Origin of the sequence: Streptomyces sp. HUAS CB01 (assembly GCF_030406905.1) — a bacterium.
Classification (GTDB): domain Bacteria; phylum Actinomycetota; class Actinomycetes; order Streptomycetales; family Streptomycetaceae; genus Streptomyces; species Streptomyces chengbuensis.
In genome coordinates, this window is the sequence record NZ_CP129137.1 from 7,822,656 (window position 1) to 7,840,535 (window position 17,880).

At 71.9% G+C, this 17,880-nt stretch carries 14 protein-coding genes; 13 read left to right on the plus strand and 1 reads right to left on the minus strand.

All coding sequences use genetic code 11. The features are described 5' to 3' along the window. Positions 1–308: 308 nt before the first annotated feature. Positions 309–2,540 (minus strand): catalase/peroxidase HPI, encoded by a 2,232-nt coding sequence (katG, locus tag QRN89_RS34220; RefSeq protein ID WP_290353291.1) that lies wholly within the window; start codon positions 2,538–2,540, stop codon positions 309–311. A 229-nt stretch (positions 2,541–2,769) separates the two neighbouring features. Here katG and QRN89_RS34225 point away from each other — a divergent pair, with 229 nt between their 5' ends. From QRN89_RS34225 to QRN89_RS34290, 13 genes are all read left to right on the plus strand, one after another. Continuing rightward, the gene (locus tag QRN89_RS34225; protein ID WP_290353292.1) at positions 2,770–3,180 is read left to right on the plus strand and encodes a Fur family transcriptional regulator; all 411 of its coding nucleotides are present in this window, start codon (positions 2,770–2,772) and stop codon (positions 3,178–3,180) included. Positions 3,181–3,635: 455 nt separating this feature from the next. Then, a complete protein-coding gene (locus QRN89_RS34230; RefSeq protein ID WP_290353293.1) occupies positions 3,636–4,709 on the plus strand; it encodes a PP2C family protein-serine/threonine phosphatase in 1,074 nt (357 codons plus the stop codon). 940 nt (positions 4,710–5,649) lie between these two features. Next, positions 5,650–5,994 (plus strand): MerR family transcriptional regulator, encoded by a 345-nt coding sequence (locus QRN89_RS34240; RefSeq protein ID WP_290353294.1) that lies wholly within the window; start codon positions 5,650–5,652, stop codon positions 5,992–5,994. A gap of 822 nt (positions 5,995–6,816) precedes the next feature. Further along, positions 6,817–7,851, plus strand: coding sequence for an IS630 family transposase (locus tag QRN89_RS34245; RefSeq protein WP_290353969.1), 1,035 nt, complete (start codon positions 6,817–6,819; stop codon positions 7,849–7,851). A gap of 454 nt (positions 7,852–8,305) precedes the next feature. Further along, positions 8,306–8,434, plus strand: a complete 129-nt coding sequence (locus QRN89_RS34250) for a hypothetical protein (RefSeq protein WP_290353295.1) — start codon at positions 8,306–8,308, stop codon at positions 8,432–8,434. An 85-nt stretch (positions 8,435–8,519) separates the two neighbouring features. Further along, positions 8,520–10,022 carry an MFS transporter gene (locus QRN89_RS34255; protein ID WP_290353296.1) on the plus strand — a complete coding sequence of 501 codons (1,503 nt, stop codon included), beginning with the start codon at positions 8,520–8,522 and terminating at the stop codon, positions 10,020–10,022. Next, positions 10,006–11,244 (plus strand): tetratricopeptide repeat protein, encoded by a 1,239-nt coding sequence (locus tag QRN89_RS34260; protein WP_290353297.1) that lies wholly within the window; start codon positions 10,006–10,008, stop codon positions 11,242–11,244. The genes QRN89_RS34255 and QRN89_RS34260 overlap by 17 nt, the downstream gene beginning before the upstream one ends. Then, entirely contained in the window at positions 11,241–13,145 is a 1,905-nt protein-coding gene (locus tag QRN89_RS34265) for a B12-binding domain-containing radical SAM protein (RefSeq protein WP_290353298.1), read from the plus strand. The genes QRN89_RS34260 and QRN89_RS34265 overlap by 4 nt, the downstream gene beginning before the upstream one ends. After that, positions 13,145–14,152: a multinuclear nonheme iron-dependent oxidase gene (locus QRN89_RS34270; protein WP_290353299.1), complete on the plus strand. Its 1,008-nt coding sequence runs from the start codon at positions 13,145–13,147 to the stop codon at positions 14,150–14,152. The genes QRN89_RS34265 and QRN89_RS34270 overlap by 1 nt, the downstream gene beginning before the upstream one ends. After that, positions 14,127–14,891, plus strand: coding sequence for a hypothetical protein (locus QRN89_RS34275; protein ID WP_290353300.1), 765 nt, complete (start codon positions 14,127–14,129; stop codon positions 14,889–14,891). The genes QRN89_RS34270 and QRN89_RS34275 overlap by 26 nt, the downstream gene beginning before the upstream one ends. Next, a complete protein-coding gene (locus QRN89_RS34280; RefSeq protein ID WP_290353301.1) occupies positions 14,888–15,748 on the plus strand; it encodes a JmjC domain-containing protein in 861 nt (286 codons plus the stop codon). The genes QRN89_RS34275 and QRN89_RS34280 overlap by 4 nt, the downstream gene beginning before the upstream one ends. Continuing rightward, on the plus strand, positions 15,699–16,754 hold the full coding sequence (locus tag QRN89_RS34285) for an aKG-HExxH-type peptide beta-hydroxylase (protein WP_290353302.1): 1,056 nt from the start codon (positions 15,699–15,701) through the stop codon (positions 16,752–16,754). The genes QRN89_RS34280 and QRN89_RS34285 overlap by 50 nt, the downstream gene beginning before the upstream one ends. Then, positions 16,747–17,769: a metallopeptidase TldD-related protein gene (locus QRN89_RS34290; protein WP_290353303.1), complete on the plus strand. Its 1,023-nt coding sequence runs from the start codon at positions 16,747–16,749 to the stop codon at positions 17,767–17,769. Before QRN89_RS34285 ends, QRN89_RS34290 begins: the two co-directional genes overlap by 8 nt. Positions 17,770–17,880 lie beyond the last annotated feature (111 nt).

The window sequence follows — 17,880 nt, forward strand, 5'->3', positions numbered from 1 at the left end:
CCGGACGTTGGTGGATGCACCCACCCGTAGCGCGCGGGCGCCGCGACCGGAGACGGGATTGGCCGAAACGCCGTGGCCGATACGGATGTGACGGGTGGGTTTTGCGGACATCTGCCGACCCGGCCGTGTGGATGTGCCGACCGGCCGGGCGGGTCCGCGCACCGGGCCGGGCGGGTCCGCGCACCGGGCCGGCGCCTGTGCGAACCCTGCCGGAACGGCGAACGGCGCCCCCCACGTCCCGAGGGGTGCGCCGTCCGCAGCCGTCAGGCGTCCGGGCCCGCCGTCGCCGGCGGGCCCGGACGCCGCGATCAGACCAGGTCGAACCGGTCCAGGTTCATGACCTTGTCCCACGCCGCGACGAAGTCCTTCACGAACTTCTCCTTCGCGTCGTCGCTCGCGTACACCTCCGCGAGCGCGCGCAGCTCCGAGTTCGACCCGAACACCAGGTCGACCCGGGTGCCGGTCCACTTGACCTCGCCCGTGACGTCGTCGCGGCCCTCGAAGGTGTTCGCGTCACCGGACGTCGCCTGCCACGTCGTACCGAGGTCGAGCAGGTTCACGAAGAAGTCGTTCGTCAGCTTCCCCGGTGTGGCCGTGAGGACGCCCAGCTGCGACTGCTGGTGATTCGCGCCGAGCACGCGCAGACCGCCGACGAGGACCGTCAGTTCGGGCGCGCTGAGCGTCAGCAGGTTCGCCCGGTCGATGAGCAGGTACTCGGCCGGCAGCCGGTTGCCCTTGCCCAGGTAGTTGCGGAAACCGTCGGCGGTCGGCTCGAGTGCGGCGAAGGACTCCGTGTCGGTCTGCTCCTGGGACGCGTCCGCGCGGCCCGGGGTGAACGGGACCTCGACGGCGACGCCGCCGTCCCGGGCCGCCTTCTCCACGGCCGCGCCGCCCGCGAGGACGATCAGGTCGGCGAGCGAGATCCGCTTGTCGCCGCTCTGGGCCGCGTTGAAGGACTCCCGGATCCCCTCGAGCGTGCGCAGCACGCCCGCCAGCCGGTCGGGGTCGTTGACCTCCCAGCCGCTCTGCGGCTGCAGGCGGATGCGTGCGCCGTTGGCGCCGCCGCGCTTGTCGCTGCCGCGGAAGGACGAGGCGGACGCCCACGCGGCCGACACGAGCTGGGACACCGACAGGCCCGAGTCGAGAACCTGCGCCTTGAGGGCGGCGACGTCAGCGGCGTCGACGAGCTCGTGGGTCACCTCGGGGAGCGGGTCCTGCCACAGCAGCACCTCGGACGGCACCTCCGAGCCGAGGTAGCGCTGGATCGGGCCCATGTCACGGTGCGTCAGCTTGTACCAGGCCCGGGCGAACGCGTCGGCGAACGCGTCGGGGTTCTCCAGGAAGCGCCGCGAGATCTGCTCGTAGACCGGGTCGACACGCAGCGACAGGTCGGTGGTGAGCATCGTCGGGGCGTGGCTCTTCGACGAGTCGTGGGCGTCGGGGACCGTACCCGCGCCCGCGCCGTCCTTCGGCCGCCACTGGTGCGCGCCGGCGGGGCTCTTGAACAGCTCCCACTCGTAGCCGAACAGAATCTCGAAGAAGCTGTTGTCCCACGTGGTGGGGGTGTTGGTCCAGATGCCCTCGAGACCGCTGGTGATCGCGTCGCCGCCCTTGCCGGTGCCGTGGCTGTTCTTCCAGCCGAAGCCCTGCTGCTCGATCGGGGCGGCCTCCGGGTCCGGGCCGACGGCGTCCGCCGGGCCGGCGCCGTGGGTCTTTCCGAAGGTGTGACCGCCGGCGATGAGCGCGACCGTCTCCTCGTCGTTCATCGCCATGCGGCGGAACGTCTCGCGGATGTCGCGGGCGGCGGCCAGCGGGTCCGGGTTGCCGTTGGGGCCCTCGGGGTTGACGTAGATGAGGCCCATCTGGACCGCGCCGAGCGGGTTCTCGAGCTCGCGGTCGCCCGTGTAGCGCTCGTCGCCCAGCCAGGTGGTCTCGGGACCCCAGTAGACGTCCTCGTCGGGCTCCCAGACGTCCTCACGGCCGCCGGCGAAGCCGAACGTCTCGAAGCCCATCGACTCCAGGGCGACGTTGCCGGCGAGGATCATGAGGTCGGCCCACGAAAGGCTCTGCCCGTACTTCTTCTTGACCGGCCACAGCAGCCGGCGGGCCTTGTCGAGGTTGCCGTTGTCCGGCCAGCTGTTGAGCGGGGCGAAGCGCTGCTGGCCGGCTCCGGCACCGCCGCGGCCGTCGCTGATGCGGTACGTGCCCGCGCTGTGCCACGCCATGCGGATGATGAACGGCCCGTAGTGACCGAAGTCCGCCGGCCACCAGTCCTGAGAGGTCGTCAGCACCTCGGCGATGTCCCGCTTCACGGCCGGGAGGTCGAGGCTCTTGAACGCCGCGGCGTAGTCGAACTCCTCACCGAGCGGGTTGGACACCGCGGGGTTCTTGGCGAGGATCTTCAGATTGAGCCGCTCCGGCCACCACTGGCGGTTGCCGCCGCCCTGCGTGGGGTGCGCCGCGCGCCCGTGGGCGACCGGGCAGCCACCCCCGCCCTCGGCCTTCGCGTCGGCGACGATTGCGTCATGGTTCTCGGACATGGGAATCCTTCCGGACTGGGCGGATCACGTGCTCAGGAACTGCGGGCGGTCGTACTGTCGGGGCGCGTCCTGCCGTGCTGAACTCCTCCGCACCCTTGGCTGTCGCCGGAACCGATCCTACGATGGACACAGTCCAGGTCAAGAAGCTCGCCTAATCCATATCCGATCAGAATCCGGACACCCACCGTTACACTTCGGCCATCCGCCACGTACGAATAGGTGAACCGACATGAGTGACCTGCTGGAGCGGCTGCGAGGGCGTGGCTGGCGCGTGACCGCCCAGCGGCGCGTCGTCGCGGAGGTCCTCGACGGCGACCACGTACACCTCACGGCGGACGAGGTGCACGCCCGTGCGGTGCGGCGGCTTCCCGAGATCTCGCGGGCGACCGTCTACAACACGCTGGGTGAACTGGTCGCCCTCGGCGAGGTCGCCGAGGTGTCCACGGACGGTCGCGCCAAGCGCTACGACCCCAACGCACACCACCCGCACCAGCACCTGGTGTGCTCCGGCTGCGGCACGATCCGCGATGTCCGTCCGACCGGCGACCCGCTGGCCGATCTCCCGGCCGAGGAGCGGTTCGGGTTCACGGTGTTCGGGGCCGAGGTCACCTACCGCGGGCTGTGCCCGTCCTGTGGCTGAATCCCGTCGATCCCGGGAACGGCGCGTGCGGGACGGCGTCGACCTGTTCCGGCGCGTTGCTGCCCGGCGCCGACTTCCGTGCCGCGCTCGACCCGCCTGCTGCCGCGCCCGCCGGTGCGGCGGGGGAGCGGTGCGAAGCAGTCCTGCTGCCGTCCGGAAGACGGCTGCGCCGCGTTGATCGGCGACGCCGGGGGCGCGTATCGCGCACAGCCGCCGCCATGGCCCGGGTGCGCACCAGGCTCCGGGCTGGTGTACGCGGCTGTGGCCGACTGCTTCAGTGGGGGGCCGGCGGCTGAGTGGGCGGCCTCGGCGCTGCACCGGGGCGGGGTCCGGTTCCCCGGGAGGCCGTCAGAGTGTCGGCGAGGCAGGCTGAATGCATGCTGTCGCTCTTCCGCTCATCCCCTCGGCCAGGAGCGGGCGGTCAAAGCGGGGTCCTGCTCACCCTGGCGCAGTGCGTGCCGTTCTTGATCGCGCTGGCCGTGCTGATCATCGAGCTCACACCCGCTCACTTCATCTACACCGGCCCCCTTCTCACCGCGGTGCCGGCGCTGGCGGCGGTGACGATGGCTCCCGGGCGCACGGCCTTGGCAGTGGCTCTGGCGCTGGCGGTCAGCGTGACGACGGCCACCTACAACCAGGCATGGGGCACCCTGCAGGTCTACACCAACTTCCTGGCTCTGGCTCTGGTCTCCGTGGCCGGTTTCATCACGAGTGGCGCCGTGCGTGCGTACAGGCGGAGCGAGCTCGACCAGGTCCGCCGGATCGCCGTGGCCGCACAGGAGGTCATTCTGAGACCTGTCCCCGAGCGCCTGGGCCCGGTGCGGGCGGCCAGCCTGTGTCTCGCGGCCGGGACGGGGGCACAGGTCGGCGGGGATCTGTACGAGGCTGTTCAGACGCGTTACGGCGTCCGGATGATCGTGGGGGACGTCCGCGGCAAGGGCCTGAACGCCATGCGCGCGGTCGCGGTGGCGCTGGGCGCGTTCCGGGTGGTCGCGTACTACGAGGACGACCTCGTGGCGGTGATGAACCACTGCGCGGCCGCGCTGCGCCGGGAGGCCGCCGTGCCGGGCGCCTATCCCGAGGAAGCCCGGATGGAGGGATTCACCACCGCGCTCATCGCCCAGGTGCCGAACGACGAACCCGTGGTGCAACTGGTCAACCGCGGACATCCGCCCCCGCTGGCACTCCACGAGGGCCGGACCCGGGCGTTGGTGCCCGCCTCGCCGCTTCCGCCCCTGGGCCTGGAGGACCTTATCGCCGCCTCTCGCGAGAAGCCGGAGAGCTACCCGTTGGTGCCGGGCGACCGTCTGCTCCTCTACACCGACGGCGTGATCGAGGCCCGCAACACCGACAACGACTTCTTCCCGCTGCCGGAGGCCATGGAGTCGATCGGCTCCAGCCCCATCCCTCAGGAGTTTCTGGAGCGACTGCACGAGGCGTTGATCCGCCATACCGGAGGCCATTTGGCGGACGATGTGGCGATGATCCTCGCCGACCGGCTGGAGGAATCCGGCACGCCGGTCGTCTGACCATGGGGTGAACTCCTCCACGAACCCGGCGCCCGTGGCGAGGTGGACTGGTCTCGGTGCGTGATCGACGCGGTCGGCGTCCGCGCGGCAAGCGGAAGCCACGTACGGGACCACCCGACTGCCCGCGGCAAGAGCGGATCGAGTACCCACCGGATCACGGCCGCAACGGACTGCCCCTGCCGGCTGCCGCCGTGGCGCAGGGCGTCGGTGGCGAGCTCGGAGACCGCGAGAGCGAGTGTCTCCGCGGTCCCGGCGGCCGAGCCGGGTCCCGCTCCCTCGTCGAGGGAGCGGGCGACGTCATCAGCGCGAGCGATACCGGCGGGACCGTCGCCTTCGGCGACCACGAGGGCTCTGGGGGTCTGCGTGCGCGTCGTGTCCGTGTCGGTCATGCACTGCGACTGCGCCTGTATCGGTGGTGCCGGGCTCGGCGGGTGCCCGCCTGGCGTGCTTGAACTCGGGACACCACCCTTTCGGCTGCAATCACGGCAGACATCCGCCGGCCGGCTTTGGAGAAAATCTGTTGTGGTCGCGGTAGACATTGGTTCTTCGCTGGGTTAGTGTTTGCGTTGTACTCAGGAAGTCGATGGGGCACGGCAGAGACGAACTGCCGTGCATGCAGGTCAAGAAGTGTGCGGCCCGAGGGTCGCGAGCAGAGTGCAGTACCAGTGTTGTCCGTAGTACAACCGAGTAACCGAAGGTGAAGGAGCAGAACGCCATCAGGATCGCCCGGGCGAGGAAGAGGTCCGCCCGGGTACCGCAGACCCCGGATTGGAAGGTGGTCCCCGGTCACGCATCCGCGATCCCCGCAGTGCTGTCCTCCCAGGCGGAACTGCGGACAAACAAGGCCGGCGCAGTGTGCCGGTAGATGGTGTTGAAAGCTCGGGGCTCGGGTGCCGCACGGCGCCCGAGCCCCCCGACGCGTCCCCGAAAGAAGAGGTCTATGCCCCCTGCCGGTTCCCAGCCCCTCGACAATCTCGACGATGACGCCTACCCCGCCTACACGATGGGCCGGGCCGCCGAGATGCTCGGCACCACCCCCGCTTTCCTCCGCGCCCTCGGCGAACACCGCCTGATCACCCCTTTGCGCTCCGAAGGCGGTCACCGCCGCTACTCCCGCTACCAACTGCGCATCGCCGGCCGCGCCCGTGAACTCGTCGACCACGGCACCCCCATAGAGGCCGCCTGCCGCATCATCATCCTTGAAGACCAACTCGAAGAAGCCCAGCGCATCAACGAGCAACTGCGCACCGAGAGCGGCGAGTCACAGGCGAACACCAGGGCCTGATCAGAATGCCGGGGCGACAGCGGCGGCGAGCCGCGCGGATGGTGCGTGACGAGGTACTCCGGGGGCGTTCCGGACGGCATGTGCGGGTGGTGCCGGCTCCGGCCGTGGCGGTACGACGCCCGTGTTTCCCGGACCGCTCGGATTGTTCGTCATGGTCTGTCCTCGAGCGCCGCACTCCGTGACTCTCGTCGTACTCGGCCGTGTCCGCCACCGCCACCGCCACCGCCGTCCGGGACTGCGGGGCCGGTACCGCCGATGGCGCGGTGGTGGGAACCGGGCTGCTTGGCCTGAGGGGTTCGGTGGGTTCGCCACTGGTTGCGGTGGAGGGAGCACCGGGCTCGGGCGGTGACGTTCGTGCAGGCGATGTCGGGCCGGTCGTCGACGCCGACGGCGTGGATGGCGACGTGGGTACGGACGGCGTCGTGCGGCTGCTCGCCGGCGGAGGTGTCAGCGGGGCGCCGGGGACGGGGGCCATGGGCCCCGCGAAGTACCGGGGCGCCGTGATGAGGGCCGTGACCGCACATGCCACCCCGAACCCCGTCGCCGTACGCGGCATGCGGCGACGGGGTTGTGCGGCGGATCTGCGCACAGCGGCCGGGCGTCGCGGCCAGGTGGTCGGAGGGGGTGCAGGACCATCGCGAGGGGTCGTCGGGCCGGGGTCCCGGGCCGTCCGCGCCGTCGTCGAAACGTGTGGTGAAGGCGGGATGGGTCGCGCCACGGGATTGTCCCTAGTGTCCTGAGTCGGAGATTTGTCGTTGGTCTGGTGTGAGTTGTCCTGGACCGAAGATTCCGCCGGTTGTGCTGACTGATGCCGAGCGGGAGATGGTGCAGTCGTGGGTGCGTCGTCGTTCGAGTGCCCAGTCGTTGGCGTTGCGTTCGCGGATTGTGTTGGAGTGTGCCGAAGGGCATGCGATCGCGGAAGTCGCCCGGCGGTTACGGATCACCACGGACATGGTCCGCACCTGGCGGCGGCGCTTCCTCGAGCGCCGGCTGGACGGTCTGTGCGACGAACCGCGACCGGGTGTGCTACGCAAGATCACCGACGCTGATGTCGAGCGGGTGATCGTCAAGACACTCGAGGAGACACCGAAGAATGCCACTCACTGGTCGACCCGGTCCATGGCCGCGTCCACCGGTATGTCGCAGTCGGCGATCTCCCGGATCTGGCGGGCATTCGGACTCCAGCCGCACCGGGCCGAGACGTTCAAGCTGTCCAAGGACCCGCTGTTCGTGGACAAGGTCCGCGACGTGGTGGGGCTGTATCTCGATCCGCCGGAGCGGGCACTGGTCCTGTGCGTGGACGAGAAGTCCCAGATCCAGGCCTTGGACCGCTCCCAGCCGGTTCTGCCGATGATGCCCGGGGTGCCTGAGCGCCGCAGCCGCGACTACGTGCGTGCGGGCACCACCACACTCTTCGCCGCCCTGGACACGGCAACGGGCAAGGTCATTGGCTCACTGCACCGCCGGCACCGGGCAACGGAGTTCAAGAAGTTCCTGATCAAGCTCGACCGCGAGGTGCCCCGCGAGCTCGACGTGCACCTGATCCTGGACAACTACGTCACCCACAAGGTGCCGGCCGTCAAGAAGTGGCTGGCCGCCCATCCGCGCTTCCACCTGCACTTCACACCGACCGGATCCTCGTGGCTGAACCTGGTGGAGCGGTGGTTCGCCGAACTCACCACCAAAAAACTCCGCCGAGGCGTCCACCGCTCCGTCCAAGCCCTCGAACGCGACATCCGCACCTGGCTCGCCGACCGGAACACCAACCCACGGCCCTTCACCTGGACCAAAACAGCCGACGAAATCCTCGACAAAGTCGCAACATACTGCCGAAGAATCTCCGACTCAGGACACTAGGGGGATCTTGCGTGCCGGTGGCATCAGCCATCGCCATTGCCGTCGCTTTGGGTGGGCACGCACGCAGATCCAAGCCCGCGAGGTCTCACCGTCGAACCATGCGCGAGGTCGAAGAGGCCGTGGCAGTTGCGGCGTTCACGGGCACACGACGGACGAGCCCATGGTGCCGGGGCGCATGGTGTGGACGTGGGCGCACTTTCGGACACGGGGGCGCACAACACCCTGGGACGGATCTGGCCACTGCGAGGTCCGGTGCACGGAAAAATTCGCGGACTTTCGAAAGTCCGGGGAGGTGGACCCACATACGGAATGTTGCGCTTCTAAGTGTCCAGAACCGTTCCGGCCAGATCGAATTATGCCCCTTACCGTTGCGTGTGAGCCTCAATAGACTCGCTGTCGCTCACAATCGTCAGGCACCCGCCTGTCGATTCTCTCTTCCTTGGACGGAGGAATTATGGGCGAGTCAACCACCCACGAGCAGACCATCATCGAGGACATCGAGTCCCTCGACAGCCTCGAGGTGCTGGAGGCCGAGGACCTCGACGAAGGCGTGGCGTTCCACGCCTTCCGCTTCCGCAACTGATTGCACTGCGCCGGCTCCGGAGCTGCACTCAGCCCGGGGCCGGCGACCCCCGCCGCCCGCCCTTGTGAAAGGCTCCGCATTTCCGGTGAGAACCTACCTTCAACTGCTCGGCCACAGGCGGTTCGCGGCACTCTGTTTCGGGCAGGCGGTTTCGCTGCTCGGAGACGCGCTTTTCCCGATAGTCGTCGTGGTTTCCGCGGCGCAGGCGGGAACTCCGGCGGAAACGATCGGTGCGGCGTTCGCGGCGCGGTTCCTCGCCCTGGGCGGCGTGGTGCTGTTCAGCGGTGCCGTGCTGGACCGGATCAGCCCGGTCGTCGCGGCGGTCTGCGCGGACGGCACCCGGGTCGCGGCGCTGGTGGCCCTTGCGGTGTTCTGGGACGGCAACCTGGATCCGCTGGTGCTGGTCGTGGCGGTGGTCATCGGACTCTGTGAGGCGGTCAGCGAACCGGCGCTGCTCGTCATCGCGCCCCGAATCCTTCCCCGCGGTCCTGAATCCGGTCCCCGCCCGGCGGAATCGGACGGCGGGACGGCGCCGCACGCCGACGCGGTACCGGACGGCGGGGCCGGCTCGGACGCCGACGAGGAGCGTGTCACCGCCGCCTACGGCCTCCTCGAAGGCATGCGCAACCTGTCCGGCATCTTCGGCCCCACTCTCGCTGCGGGCCTCGTCGCCGTGTTCAGCCCGTCGGCGGGTGCCTTCGCCGCGGCGGTGGCCTTCGGGCTCTCGGCAGCCGCCACCCGCTGGGCCGGCGGCCGATTCGCGGCCGCTGGCCGGGACGACACCGCCGGGGAAGCACCCGCGACGGGCGCGGGCTCGGACACCGCCGGGGAAGCACCCGCGCAGGAGACGGGCCGGGAAGCGGACGGGGAGGGCGGTGCGGACGCAGGGCAGGAGTCGCTGCTGAGGTCCGCACTCGGCGGACTGGCCGTGCTCTGGCGGATCCGCTGGCTCCGACGGGTCCAGCTGCTGGCCGTGGTCCATGTGCTGTTCGCGGTCGGCCCCTGGATGGTCGCCCTGCCCGTCCTCGTCATCGAACGGCAGCACACCGCCACCGTCTACGCCCTGGTACTCGGCTCGTTCGCGGCCGGCACGGTCGCCGGTGCCTTCCTCGGCGGCCGGATCCGCGGGCGCCACCGCGGCCTTGTCTCGCTGGCGCTGCTCGCCCTGTTCGGGCTGACCGCCCTGAGCCCGGTCCTGACCGGCTCGGTCCCTGTGCTCATGGCCGCGTTCCTGGTCGGCGGAGTCGGCCAGCAGGCCTTCGACGTGGTGAAGATGGCCGGGCTGCGCCGGGAGGTGCCCGAGCGGTTGCACGGCCGGGCGTTCTCCGCGGACTTCTTCTTCTCCTTCGCCTCGCTGCCCCTGGGCCAGCTGCTCGGGGCCGTGCTGCTGCGGTTCACGGAGGCCGAGGCGATCATGCTGTGGGCCGGCGGACTGGTCATCGCCACCACGGTCCTGGCCATGGCGGGCAAGGACGTCCGGGAGTTCCGCTCGGGGCAGCCCCCGGCACCGGACGACGGGGTACCGGAGCAGCGGGAGCCCTGGACGGGCAGCCCCGCGGAACAGGACGAGAATGCCGGGACACGTTGACCTGTTCGAGGAGCACGGCGAAGTGGCGGCCCTCTGGCCGCAGGGCGGCTACCGGGACCGCACCGTGGTCTGCTTCGACCGCCACCTCGACCTCAAGCCCCTCGCACCGGGCGGCGAGGAGGCGCTGCGGTGCGCCGCCACCCTCGGCGAGGACCCGGCCGCACACCTGCGCCGGCTTCCGGTGCGTGGTGTACCCGGCGCCTTCGGCCTCGACGACTTCTGGTCCGCGGCCGCCCTGGCGGGCGGTCTCACTTCCCTGGTGTGGGTGCCCAGTTGGGGCTCCCATCCGCAATGGCGGGCGACCGCGCTGGACTCCGTCTCCCTGATCTCCACCGGGGGCGTGACGCCCGACCCGCGGGTCAGCGGCTGCTGCCTGACCGTCCGGCTGTGCGGGGTGAGCCTGGCGATCGTCCCGCCCGACCTGCTGGCCCGCCATCTCGCCGTGCACGTGTCCGGCGAGGTGGTGGCCGACATCGACCTGGACTGGCTGATGGACGAGCACGGGCGGCCCGACCACACGGTCGACGAGCTGGCGGCTCTGGTCGCGCTCTGCGGCGGCGAGTTGTCGGCGATGACCTGGTCGACCCGCTCGGGCTTCCTGCCGGGGGAGTTCCGGCAAGTCGGCACCGACGTCGCCGCCCGGCTCGGGCTGCGGGCCCGCACTTCCTCGTTCCTGCCGGCCACGCCCTGGCCCGAGGACCTGCTGCTGAGCGTGCACCGCGGCGCCCCGCTGCCCCAGGGCGAGGAGGACGGCGGGGTGACCGTCGCCCTGCGCGGCCTGGCACTGGCCACCACCGACCCGGCGCAGGCCGAGGAGTGCCACCGCCGGGCTGCGGCGGCCGGGTACCGGTCGAGCTGGCTGGCGTACCGCATCGGCATCGCGCACTACGCCCGGGGCGGCCACCGCACTGCCCGGGAATGGCTGCGCGAGGCGGTCGCCGTCGACGGCCGCGACACCCTGGCCATGCACGCGCGGATCATGTCCGCGCGGGCCACCGCGCGGCTGGACGGCCCGGACCGGGCTTTCGCGGAACTCCGCGCCCTGGCCGGGGAACTCCCGCTGCGGTCCGGGGTCTGGCGGACGCTGCGGGTCCTGGCCCGCAGCTGCGGCGACACCGAGGCGGCGGCCGAGGCCGACGCCCGGCTGGCCCTGCTCGACCGGCTCACCGAGCCCGCCGTGGCCACGGCGGGGACCGGGCCCGACGACGGGGGGCGGGAGTGAGCCCCGGTGCGGCCACGGACGTCCTGCTGGTGATGCCGCCGGTCAGCGAGGCCGTGCAGTTCCCCTACCTGGCGCTGCCCCAGCTCGCCGCGGCCTGGACCGAGCGCGGCCACCGGGTGGTCTGCTGCGACCTGAACCTGGAGTACCGGACGGCCGTGCTGCGGCGCCACGGCGCCCCGGAGCGGGACGGGGACCGGGCTGCCACGACAACCGGTGGGGCCTTCGCGAAGGACGCCTTCCGCCGCATCAGCGAGCGCTACCGGCAGGGCCACGGGCAGCGGCTGCTGGATCGTTCCCGGGACCGCAGCTCGGGCTTCGACCAGGAGGTCGCGATCCGCGCCGTCGTGCGGTACGTCACCCAGCAGGCCACCGCGGACGGCTGGATGCTGCCCGGACCGTTCCCGCTGTCCCGGCTGGACGATCTCGTCGCGGACGGGCGGTCCGGCTGGTCGGCCGAGTGGGCGGCGCAGCGGCTGACCGAGCTGCTGGCCCTGCACCGACCGCGACTGCTCGGATTCTCCGTACCGTTCTTCAGCCAGCTGGTGCCCACCCTGGCGCTGTGCGGACTGCTCAAGGAGCAGCGGCCGGACCTGCGGATCATGCTGGGCGGGCCGACCGTGCAGATGTGGGCGGCCGCACTGCGCCGCCGGGTGGCCGCGGCCCGGGCCGTCGACCACTGGTGCCTGGGCCACGGCGAGGACTACCTCGGGCGGATCCTCGACGGCGCGTCGCCGGAGGCCGAGCGGACGGCCGAGCGCGCCGGGCTGGCCGACGGGTTCGTCCTCAACGAGCAGGCCATGCCCGACTTCGGGCAGTTCGACTTCGCCGACTACAGCAACCAGGCCCACCAGTTCCCCTACCGGCTGACCGTCGGCTGCTTCTGGGGCAGGTGCACCTTCTGCTCCTACGGCAACCGCTACCACGACGCACGGGCGTTCCAGCAGGTGTCCCCCGCGGTCGCGGCCGGGCACCTGGTCGAACTGGCGGCCCGGCTGGGCATCACCGATGTGGCGGTCACCGACGAGAACACCGGGCTGCGGCACCTGCTGCGGGTGATGCGCGCGGTCCGTGCGCGCGGCGCCCCGCTGACCTTCCGCGTCCGGGCCCGGCTGGAACCGGAGCTGGCCGACCCGGAGTTCTGCGCGGAGCTGTACGCCCTGGGGTGCGTGCAGATGTCGGCCGGGTACGAGACGGACGCGCAGCCCGTCCTGGACGCGTTGAACAAGGGCCAGGACGCGCGGCACGCGGAGCGGGCGGTGGCGAACCTGACCGCCGCGGGGATCACCACCAACCTGTCCTTCATGGACGGGTTCGCGCACCCCGACGCGGAGCGGGCGTACCGGGACACCGTGGCGGTGATCCAGCGGCATCCGGCGGACATGGGGCTGGACACCATGCAGTTGCTGGTCGCCGAGCCGGGCAGCCACCTGTGGGCGAGCAGGCGGGGCGCGGCGGACGACCCGCACGCGGACGCGGATCTGGTCACCAACGAAGGGCTGGCGTTCGCCGCCGGCCGGGTCGGCGGGGCGCTGCTGGACCCTCAAGGCACGGAGGAGGCCAGGCAGCGGCTGCTGCGGATGGCGGTCGAGGCCGTGCCGGACGCGGAACGGACGAGCCGCCCCGACCTGGAGCAGCGCCCGCGGGTGGCAGCCGGGACGGGCCCGGATGCGGACGGCCTGGTGGCCGCGGGCACGCCGGTGCGCCCGCGCTTCGGGGTGGCGCTGGACACCGTACGAACGCAGTGGTTCCTGGCCGATCTGGCGTGGCCGCGGATGGCCGCGGTCCCACCGGGTGTGGCGCGCGCCGGGGACGGGCGGCTCACGGCGGACGGGCCTGACGGGCGCAGGTGGCTCTCGAGGATGGTGGAGAAACGCCTGCTGGAAGTGGAAGGGGGCGGCTGATGGAACGAGTGGCGCGGCGGGCACGGGAGGAGCGGGGGGAGGGGAAGGGGGAGGACTCCGGGCGGCTCGGTCTCGGGCTGGGCATGGACCTGGTCTGGGGCGAGCGCATCGGGTTCGAGAAGACCGGCGAGGGACGGCCCACCGACCGGGTCGCGGCCTTCCTCCAACGGCACGCGCAGGACTACGACTACATGTTCGTGGCGTTCCAGCCGATCGACTACGGCCCACTGGAGCCGGAACGCTACTTCCCCGCCTACGACCGGCTGTTCGAGCTGTTCGGGCCGGGACGGGCGCGGGCCTTCCACCACACCATGCTCAACACCGGCAGTCCGGAGGAGTACGAGAAGGAAGCGGTGGCGGAGTTCACCAACGCGCTGATCGAACGGTACGGCTTCCGGTGGGTGATCGAGGACCTGGGCATCTGGTCGCTGGGAGGCCGGAGCCTGCCCTATCCGATGCCTCCGGTGCTGACGACGGAAGGGCTGCGGCGCTGTGTCGGGCACGTCGGCGAGTGGGTGCGCCGGCTGGATGCGCCGCTGTCGGTGGAGTTCCCCGGATTCACCGAGGGCGGCAGTTTCCTCGTCGGCACCCTGGACGCGTTCGCGTTCTTCGACACGGTGATCCGGGAGACCGGCGCGCTGGCCACCCTCGACGTCGGGCACGTCCTGGCCTACCAGTGGCTGATGGGCCGCACCGGGAAGCGGATGTTCGAGGGTGTGGAGGCGCTGCCGCTGGACCGCTGCCACGAGGTGCACCTGTCGGGCTGCCAGATCGTCGAGGGGCGGTTCCGGGACCTGCACCACGGCGTGCTGCTCGACGAGCAACTGGCCCTGCTGGAACACCTGCTGCCGATGATGCCCCGGCTGACCGGGGTGACGTACGAGGACCCGAACTTCGACGCGGCGGGGCGGCTCGTGCCGAAGTCCCGGCCCAACGCGGAGCGGCTGTTCGCGATCGTCCGCGCGTGGAAGGAGGAAGCGGATGCCGGAGCCCGACGGGTCGGCTGAGCACGACCGGATCCTGCGGGTGCTGGACCGGTTGCTGTACGACGAGGAGACGCGGAGCGCATTCGTCGAGCACGGCCCCCACCATCCCGCGCTCGGGCTGGACCCGGCGCTGGCCGCGGCGTTCGCCCGGGTCGACGTACGGGAACTGACCCTGGTCGGACGCAACATCCGCTCCGAGGTGGTGAGCGGGGGCACCGGGACGGGCCCGGGGCTGGCCCGCGGCTTCGCACGGTCGCTGCGGGCGATCCGGGAGCGCACCGGACTCACACCGAACGAACTCGCCGAACGGTTCACCGCATCGGTGGAGTTCCGCCATTTCCGGGACGTGCCGTTCTCGGCGGCCGGCCGCGGACGGCTCATGCCGGAGTGCTTCCACCGCTTCGTCGCCGCGTCCGCGGAGCCCCTGGCCGCAGTGGAACCGCTGGTGCACCACGAGGCGGCGGTGGGGGTTGCACAGGCGGTGGCCACCGGCGCGGAGGCGACATTCGACGTGGGGCTGGCGGGGTTCGCCGCGCACGGCGGTGTGCAGTGCGGGTTCCGGGAGTACGGGGAGGCAGCCGTGGAGTGGGGACTGGAGCCGACGCTGTACCTGGCGACACCGGGCCGCTGCATCATCGGGCGTGCCACCCGGCCCGTGTTCGAGGGGCTGGTGGCGGTCCTGGCGGGCCGGGACGGACCGTTGGCCCCCGCGACCCGGGCCGCACTACGGGACCGGCTGGACCACTGGGGGCTGCGATGAACCCGGGCCTGCTGGAGACGGACGTGCTGGACGTGGCGGAGTTCCGGCGTGAGTGCTGGCGGCGCCGGCCGGTGGTGTGGCGGGGCCGCGGAGCGGACTTCCTGGCCCCCGCCCTCGACTGGGCACAGGTCGCCGAGCTGGAGGAGCGGCTCGCCGCGACGGGCCACGGGCAGGCGGCGGTGCACCGGAGCGACGACGGGCAGGTGCTCTTCGTCAACCAGGCCCAGCACGTGATGCCGGTGCTCCGTGCGGCGTGCACGGTGCTGGCGGACCGGTTCGGCTGGGCCGAGTGCACCGCCGACCTGTCGGTGACCCGGGGCCGCGGCGCGGGCATCGGCTGCCACTTCGACCACAGCGACAACTTCGTCGTGCAGCAGCAGGGGGCCAAGGACTGGCTGGTGGGGCTGCCCGCGCACACCTCCGAGGCGCGGCAGCGCAAACGGATGCTGGAGACGAAGGGGTTCGTCCCCACGGGGCGGCTGCCGTCGGAACCGTTCCGGGTGCGGCTCGAGGCCGGCGACGTGCTGTACCTGCCGGTGTTCGCCCCGCACGAGGGGGTGGAGACACCGCCGGGGCCCGGCACGGGCGCGGAGCCCGGCTCGGTGAGCGTCTCGTTCTCGTGCAACGCCGAAAGCGCGCTCGGCCGGTATCTGCGGCCGTTGGTGCGCCGGCTGTCCGAGCAGCGGGAGTGGTGGGAGCCGCTGCCGACGGACGGGCCGGACACGGACCGGTTGGACCGGGCGCTGCTGCGGGCGCTGCGGGAGGTGCGGGAAGAGGGCGGGGACCACCGAGAGGGAGGGGACGGACATGCGGGTGAAGGATCTGAAGGCGGACCGGTCGGCGGCGGGGCTGCCTGACCTCTCGCTGATCGTGCTGGCCGAGGACGCGGCGGCGGTCGCGGCCAACGAGCAGCTCCACCGGGTGGTGGCCCGGCAGTACCTGGTGCGGGTGCTGCGGGCGGTGCAGCGGCTCGACGAGGGCCACCGGGCGGATCCGGCGCTGGCCCGGGTCCGCGGGCTCCTTGACGCGATGGACGTGGACGCGGCGCTGCTCTGGGCGCTGCGTCCGGAGGTGACGGGCTGGGTGTGGCGGGCCGAGAGCGGTGCGGTGGAGCCGGAGCCGCTGCTGCGGCTGCTGGCGCGGGCCCTGGCGTACGATCCGGACGCCGCGCCGGCCTCGGTGCGGCTGGCGGCGGCCGACGGCCCGGCTCCTGTGGTCACCGGCGACGGCCCGGCGCGGGGGGACCTGCTGCTGGAGTGGGCATCGGAGGGCGACGAACCGGCGGTGCGGCTGGAGGCGGCCGACGCGGCGGCGTTCGCGGCCCGGCTGCAGGAGGCGGCGGATCTGCTGGGGCGGGAGTGGCCGGAGGGGCTGGCGATGGCGGCCCGCGACATCCGGGCCTTCGCGGCCCTGGGCGGGCACCGGGGACTGCGCCCGCTGAACTTCAGCGTGCACGGGCTGCGCGGGCTGGTGCTGACGAGTGAGCGCCCGGCGTACATGCTCGCCCAGACACTCGTGCACGAGGGCACCCATCAGCGGTTCAGCGGGGTGCTGGACTGTGTGGCGCTGGTGCGCAACCCGCGGGCCACGCACCATTCGCCGTTCGTCGACGCGGAACGGCCGCTCGGGCACATCTTGCACGGCATCCTGTCGTTCATCAACGACGCCTGGGCGGCGGGGAGGCACCAGCAGGTGGAGGAGGACCCGGTCGAACGGGACCGGCTGGAGCGTTACCGCCAGGAGAAGGCCGGACAGCTGCTGGCGGCGGAGAAGAACCTGCTGGAGGTGGCGGACCCGACACCCGCCGGGGCCCAGCTGCTGGCCGGCTGCCGGGCCGCGATCGCCCGGCTGACCGGTGGCTGACGGGCTGTCGGCGGCGCTGGCCGACGCGGCCCAGGAGCTGGGTCCGGCAGCATCGCTGTCGCGGCGGGAGCAGCCCGACGGGCTGGTGCGGGTCCATGTCCGGCTCGGCCCCGCGGCACACGGGCACACCCCGCAGTGGGGCGTGGCCGCCTACGACACGGCTTTCGTGCTGGCGGAACTCCCCCGGGGAGTGTGCCGGTTGCTGGACGACCGGGAGCTGCTGGCACGCCGGACACCGGTCGGGGACGCACCGCTGGTGGGGCCGGCGGTGCTGTCACCGGCGGCGGCGGGGGTGTTCGTGCACGAGTGCTTCGGGCACACCAGCGAGGCGGACAACTACCTGGCCGCGCTGTCCGGCGGGGCGGACCGCGGACTGGGCGACCGGTGGACCCCGGCCCCGCTGACGGTCCACGACCGGCCGGCGACCCGCCCGTACGCGGGCAGTTACCGGCGGGACGACGAGGGGACTCGCGCACGGACGGTCGCGCTGCTGACGGACGGGCGGTGGACGGGACTGCTGACCGACCGCGCGACACGCCACCTGAGCGGCGGCCGGAGCACGGGCCACGGGCGGGGCCCGGCGGGGGCGGTGCTGCCGCGGTGCAGTGTGCTGGAGGTCTCCCCGGGCACGCATCCGCCGGCGGAACTGCTGGAGCGGTCGGACGACGGCTGGCTGCTGGGCAGCCCGGTCGGCGGCTGGTCGGTACGCGGACTGCTGGTGCTGGAACTGCTCTGGGTACGCCGGATCCGGCGAGGACGGCTCACCGACGAGATCCGCGGCCCGGCCGTGGTGTGCGCACGGAAGTCGGCACTCGCCGCACAGGTCGTGGCGGTGGGCGACGACCCCGTCGTGCTCAGCTCGCCGTACACCTGCGTCAAGGAGGGACACGAGGTCGGGTCGACCCTGATCAGCCCGTCGCTGCTGCTCCAGCAGTGCGTGCTGCGCCCGCTCGACAGGGTCGTGCGGGCGGACCGGGCGGCACGTACGCCCGCGGTCCCGGCACGGGGAACCTGACCGGCCGTCCGGCGAAACCGCAGGCTTGCCGCCGTCGCGGCCGACCGGGGAAGCAGAAGGACCGCCGGACCGTCGGGCGGGAAGCAGGGAGCGACCGTTCCGTGGGAATGC